Raw genomic sequence first — 5690 nt, forward strand, 5'->3', positions numbered from 1 at the left:
TTGGGATCCTTTATACGGAGCCTCACACCCCGCGTCCCCCCCGGGAAAAAATAAAGAAAGATTTCTTCCCCTGGACGGTGGGGCCTTTGAGGGCCGTCCGCGCCCCGGCGGCTTCTCCGTACCCGGCGGGGGTTCGGGACGTCCCCGCGCCGGACGGAGGGGACCCGGGATACGTCGAAGGGGCCCGCAGCACGATGTGCTGCGGGCCCCTTCGACTGCCGGAGGCCGCCTCTCAGGCGTCCCGGCGCAGGCGCGGCTTCAGGTCCTTGAAGCGGGCCAGAAGGCCGTTGACGAAGGTCGGCGACTCGTCCGTGGAGAACTCCTTGGCGAGCTGCACCGCCTCGTCGATCGCCACGGCGTCCGGGGTCTCGTCCAGCCAGATCAGCTCGTACGCGCCGAGGCGCACGATGTTCCGGTCGGCGACCGGCATCCGGTCCAGGTCCCAGTCCACCGCATAGGTGGCGATGAGCTCGTCGATCCGGTTCGCGTGGTCCGCGTACCCCTCGACCAGCACCATCGTGAACTCGTTGACCGGCGGCTGACGGTCGTCGGACCGTGCGTGCCGAACCCAGTCCGCGAGGACCTGCTGCACGGACGCACCGCGCTGGTCGGCCTCGAAGAGGATCTGGAAGGCGCGCTTACGGGCCTTGCTGCGGGCAGCCACGGTTAGTCGTTCACCCGGCCGAGGTAGTCGCTGCTGCGGGTGTCGACCTTGATCTTCTCACCGGTGGTGATGAAGAGGGGGACCTGGATCTCGTGGCCGGTCTCCAGCGTGGCGGGCTTGGTGCCACCGGTGGAGCGGTCACCCTGGACGCCCGGGTCCGTGTGCTGGATGGTCAGCACGACGGCGGCGGGGAGCTCGACGTAGAGCACCGAGCCCTCGTGCTGGGCGACCGAGGCGGTGAAGCCCTCGATCAGGAAGTTGGCGGCGTCACCGACGGCCTTGCGGTCGACGTGCAGCTGGTCGTAGGTCTCCATGTCCATGAAGACGAAGTAGTCGCCGTCCATGTAGGAGAACTGCATGTCGCGGCGGTCGATGGTGGCCGTGTCGACCTTCACGCCCGCGTTGAAGGTCTTGTCGACGACCTTGCCGGACAGCACGTTCTTGAGCTTGGTGCGCACGAAGGCCGGGCCCTTGCCGGGCTTGACGTGCTGGAACTCGACGACGGACCAGAGCTGGCCGCCTTCGAGCTTGAGCACCATGCCGTTCTTGAGGTCGTTCGTGGAAGCCACGGTTGCGGAATCTCCTGGACTGACGTGGACCAGGGAGGCGTACGCGCCCTACAGCGCGAGCAGCTCCTTGGTCGTAATGGTGAGTAGCTCGGGTCCGCCGTCCGCCTCCTGGCGCACGACGAGCGTGTCATCGATCCGGACCCCGCCCCGGCCCGGGAGGTGGACCCCCGGTTCGACGGTGACCGGCACACAAGCGTCCAGTTTACCCATGGCCGCGGGTGCGAGCTGCGGGTCCTCGTCGATTTCGAGCCCGACACCATGCCCGGTGACCGGCGGAACGGCCTCACCGTGCCCCGCCGCGTCCAGGATCTGGCGCGCCGCGCGGTCCACGTCGCGGAACTCGGTACCGGGGGCGAGGGACTCCCGCCCGGCCCGCTGAGCGGCGAAGACGAGGTCGTACAGCTCGATCTGCCAGTCCGCGGGGGTGGTGCCGATGACGAAGGTACGGCCGATCTCGCAACGGTAGCCGCGGTAGTTGGCGCCGAGGCAGACGGAGAGGAAATCTCCCTCCTCGACCCGGCGGTCGGAGGGTTTGTGGCCGCCTCGCCCGGAGTTCGGGCCGGTGCCCACCGAGGTCGGGAAGGCGGCGCCGTCCGCGCCGTGGTCGACGAGCCGGCGCTCCAGCTCCAGGGCGAGATGCCGCTCGGTCCGCCCCACGAGGATGGATTCGAGGAGCTCCCCCAGCGCCTGGTCGGCGATCTCGGCGGCGATCCGCAGACAGGCGATCTCGTCCTCGTCCTTCACGATCCTCAACTGCTCGACGGCTCCACCGAGGTCGGCGAGCCGGAGCTGCGGCGCGACCGAGCCCATCGCGCGGTGACGGGCCACGGTCAGGTGGTGCTCCTCGACGGCCAGGGCCTCCGCGTGCGCCTTGGCCGCGATGCCGACGGCCGCGACCGCCGGATCCCCGCCGGCGGCGGGCAGCACGGTCTGGCAGAGCAGCTCGTCGAGCCGCCCGTCGGCCGGATCGGCACCCGGCGCGGTCGGGCGGAGCAGCACGTCCTCGTCCGGGCCGAGCAGGAGTACGGCGCCGGGGGGCGAACCGCCCGCGAGATAGCGGACGTTGGCGGGGCGGGAGACCAGGACCGCCGGGCTGCCCGCTGCCGCGCACCGGTCGCGCAGCCGCGCACGGCGGTCCGCATACACCTCTGACATGCTCCGAGCCTACGAGGAGCCGGGCGTCCCGGCCCGCTCAGCGCGGCCGACCGGGCCATCGGCCGCCGCCGCGGGCCGTCACCAGGCGGGCGGGCTCGCGATGGAACGGGCCAGGACCTCGTCGAGGACACGGGCGGTGGTCTCGACGTCGTACGTGGAGTTGTCGATGATCGGCAGGCCGGAGCCGTACCAGCCGGCCATCCGGCCGTGTATGGACGCGACCTCCTCGTCCGACAGTCGCCGGTTGCCGCTGCGCTCGGCGTTCCGCTCCAGGACGATCTCCAGACCGGGCAGCAGCACGACCGGAAGCAGCCCGGGGCCGACGTGCCGCTTCCAGCCGCCCAGGCCGACGACGGGCCGGTCAGGGAACACGGCGTCGTCGAGGATGCAGGAGATGCCGTTGGCCAGGAAGTTCCGAGCCGCGAAGCCGCACGTGCGCCGGGCGAGGCGGTACTGGGCCTCGGAGTGCTCGTTCCACCCGGACTGCGGGTCGGCGAAACCGGAGCAGACCCATTCGCGCACGTCGTCGAGGCTGATGTGCGCGGTGGACACGCGCCGGCTCTGTGCCCAGTGACGGGCCACGGTCGTCTTGCCGGCGCCCGCGGGGCCGATCAGCAGCACGGCGAGGGTCGCCGTTCCGGTGCCGGGCTCGGCGGGCGGCACGGCGGGCACGGGGACGGGCGGCAGGGTCACGTGTCCGGTGACGTCACGCGGCGCGGAACCCGGCCGGCCGGGGTGCGCCGGTGCGCCTCCGCCCCAGCCGGGGGCCTGCGGCGGCGAGTACGGGGCGGCCGAGCCGGGGGCCTGCGGAACCGGCGGCGGTATCGGCGGTCCGGCGGGGGGACCCGGCGGGGGTCCGGGCGGTGCGGCGTGCGGCCGGGCGGGAGGCTGAGGGTGGGGATGCTGCTGCTGTGGGGGCGATGCCGGGTGACCGCTCTGCGGCACGGGCGGCACGGGGGGTCGGCCCCCGCCGGGCGTCCACACCGAGGGGTCGGGCGGCAACGGAGCCCCCACTGCGTGCTGCATCCGGTGCCACTCCGTCTCGTACGGCCGATACTTCCGGGTACGTTACCGCCCCCGGCCCCCACAGGGGGAACGGCCGGGGGCGGTCAAGGGTGCCCTGCCTGCCATTCCGGCCGGGCGGGTGCCATCAGTCGGCCAACTCCTCGGCCAGCGCCCGCAGGGCCAGCCGGTAGGAGCCGATGCCGAACCCGGCGACGGTCCCGGTCGCCACCGCGGCGACGACCGACGTGTGCCGGAACTCCTCCCGGGTGTACGGGTTCGAGATGTGCACCTCGATCAGCGGCGCGGTCCGCTGGGCGGCCGCGTCGCGCATCCCGTACGAATAGTGCGTGAACGCGCCCGGGTTGAGGACGACCGGGATCGAACGGTCCGCCGCGTCGTGGAGCCAGCGGATCATCTCGCCCTCGTCGTTGGTCTCCCGGACCTCCACCTCGAAGCCGAGCTGCTCGCCGAGCGCCCTGCACGACTCCACCAGGCCCTTGTACGACGTGGCGCCGTAGATGTCGGGTTCGCGGGAGCCCAGCCGGCCGAGGTTCGGGCCGTTCAGGACGAGGACGTGCCGGGGGTCGCTCACGAGGACACCTCGCCGTAGGCGGCGACGAGGACGGCCGGGTCGGGGCCTTCGAGGACGGTGGGCTTGGCCAGGCCGTCGAGGACGATGAACCGGAGCAGGTCGCCCCGGGACTTCTTGTCGACCTTCATCGTCTCCAGGAGCTTGGGCCACTGGTCGCCGCGGTAGGTGAGCGGCAGGCCGACGGACTCCAGGACGGTGCGGTGCCGGTCGGCGGTCGCGTCGTCCAGACGCCCGGCCAGACGTCCCAGCTCGGCGGCGAACACCATGCCGACCGAGACGGCGGCGCCGTGACGCCACTTGTAGCGCTCGTTCTTCTCGATCGCGTGGGCCAGGGTGTGGCCGTAGTTGAGGATCTCCCGGCGGCCCGACTCCTTCAGGTCACCGGAGACGACCTCGGCCTTGACCTCGATCGAGCGCACGATCAGCTCGGCGGTGTGCGGGCCGGCGGGGGTACGGGCGGCCTGCGGGTCGGCCTCGACCAGGTCGAGGATCACCGGGTCGGCGATGAAACCGGCCTTGATGATCTCGGCGAGGCCGCTGACGTAGTCGTTGACCGGCAGCGACTCCAGCGCGGCCAGGTCGCAGAGGACCCCGGCCGGCGGGTGGAAGGCGCCCACGAGGTTCTTGCCCTCGGCGGTGTTGATGCCGGTCTTCCCGCCGACGGCCGCGTCCACCATCGCGAGCACCGTGGTCGGCACCGCGACCCAGCGGACGCCGCGCAGCCAGGTCGCGGCGACGAAGCCGGCGAGGTCGGTGGTGGCTCCCCCGCCGACACCGACGACGACGTCGGTCCGGGTGAAGTTGGACTGGCCCAGAGCCTTCCAGCAGTACGCGGCCACCTCGGCCGTCTTGGCCTCCTCGGCGTTCGGCACCTGAATGGCGATCGCCTCGTAGCCCTGCGCGGCCAGGTCCTCGCGCAGCGCCTCGCCGGTCCCGGCGAGCGCCTCGGGGTGGATCACCGCGACCCGCTTCGCCTTCGTCCCGATCAGGGAGCCCAGCTCACCCAGCAGCTGCCGCCCGACCAGCACCTCGTACGCGTCGTGTCCGGCGCTCGCGCCGACGTGGATCCGCGTCACCTGGTCTGTCATACGTCCTTCAACTCCAGAGCGTCGAGGACCGCCTGGGCGACCTCTTCGGGTGTGCGGTCGTCGGTGGCCACGACGACCCGCGCGACTTCGGTGTACAGGGGGCGCCTGGCCTCCATCAGCTCGCGCCACTGGCGGCGCGGGTTGACGGCGAGCAGCGGGCGGGCGGCGCCGAGGCCCACGCGCCGTACGGCTTCCTCCACGTCCATCGACAGGTAGGCGACGGGAAGGCCGGCCAGGAGGGTGCGGGTGTCCTCGTCGAGGACGGCGCCGCCGCCGAGGGCGAGCACTCCCGCGTGCTCGGCGACGGCGGTGGCGACCGCCTGCCGCTCCAGCTCACGGAAGTACGGCTCGCCCTCGTCGACGAAGATGTCCGAGATCTCCCGGCCCTGCGCCGCGACGATGTCCGCGTCGGTGTCCCGGTAGGGGACGCCGAGCCGCTCGGCGAGCAGGGCGCCCACCGTGGACTTGCCGGACCCCATCGGACCGACGAGGACGACCAGCGGGCCGCCCGTCACCGGATCTGGAGGTTGTCGAGGTAGGACCGCACGTTACGGCGGGTCTCCGGCACGCTGTCGCCGCCGAACTTCTCCACGACCGCGTCCGCCAGGACCAGCGCG

7 protein-coding genes are annotated in these 5690 nt (G+C 72.1%); all 7 read right to left on the reverse strand.

The window, feature by feature from the left end; genetic code table 11:
• Positions 1-232: 232 nt before the first annotated feature.
• Positions 233-664: a transcription antitermination factor NusB gene (gene nusB, locus ACFUJR_RS38555; RefSeq protein ID WP_352186558.1), complete on the reverse strand. Its 432-nt coding sequence runs from the start codon at positions 662-664 to the stop codon at positions 233-235.
• 2 nt (positions 665-666) lie between these two features.
• Positions 667-1233: an elongation factor P gene (gene efp / locus ACFUJR_RS38560; RefSeq protein ID WP_260231136.1), complete on the reverse strand. Its 567-nt coding sequence runs from the start codon at positions 1231-1233 to the stop codon at positions 667-669.
• A 48-nt stretch (positions 1234-1281) separates the two neighbouring features.
• The gene (locus ACFUJR_RS38565; protein ID WP_383180886.1) at positions 1282-2388 is read right to left on the reverse strand and encodes a M24 family metallopeptidase; all 1107 of its coding nucleotides are present in this window, start codon (positions 2386-2388) and stop codon (positions 1282-1284) included.
• Positions 2389-2466: 78 nt separating this feature from the next.
• Positions 2467-3414, reverse strand: a complete 948-nt coding sequence (locus ACFUJR_RS38570) for an AAA family ATPase (protein ID WP_383180889.1) — start codon at positions 3412-3414, stop codon at positions 2467-2469.
• Between the two features lie 124 nt (positions 3415-3538).
• Positions 3539-3985 (reverse strand): type II 3-dehydroquinate dehydratase, encoded by a 447-nt coding sequence (gene aroQ / locus ACFUJR_RS38575; RefSeq protein WP_383180892.1) that lies wholly within the window; start codon positions 3983-3985, stop codon positions 3539-3541.
• Positions 3982-5073, reverse strand: coding sequence for a 3-dehydroquinate synthase (gene aroB / locus ACFUJR_RS38580; RefSeq protein ID WP_383180895.1), 1092 nt, complete (start codon positions 5071-5073; stop codon positions 3982-3984). Before aroB ends, aroQ begins: the two co-directional genes overlap by 4 nt.
• The gene (locus tag ACFUJR_RS38585; RefSeq protein ID WP_383180898.1) at positions 5070-5588 is read right to left on the reverse strand and encodes a shikimate kinase; all 519 of its coding nucleotides are present in this window, start codon (positions 5586-5588) and stop codon (positions 5070-5072) included. The genes aroB and ACFUJR_RS38585 overlap by 4 nt, the downstream gene beginning before the upstream one ends.
• Positions 5589-5690 lie beyond the last annotated feature (102 nt).

This window comes from Streptomyces sp. NPDC057271 (assembly GCF_042668715.1).
Lineage (GTDB): Bacteria > Actinomycetota > Actinomycetes > Streptomycetales > Streptomycetaceae > Streptomyces.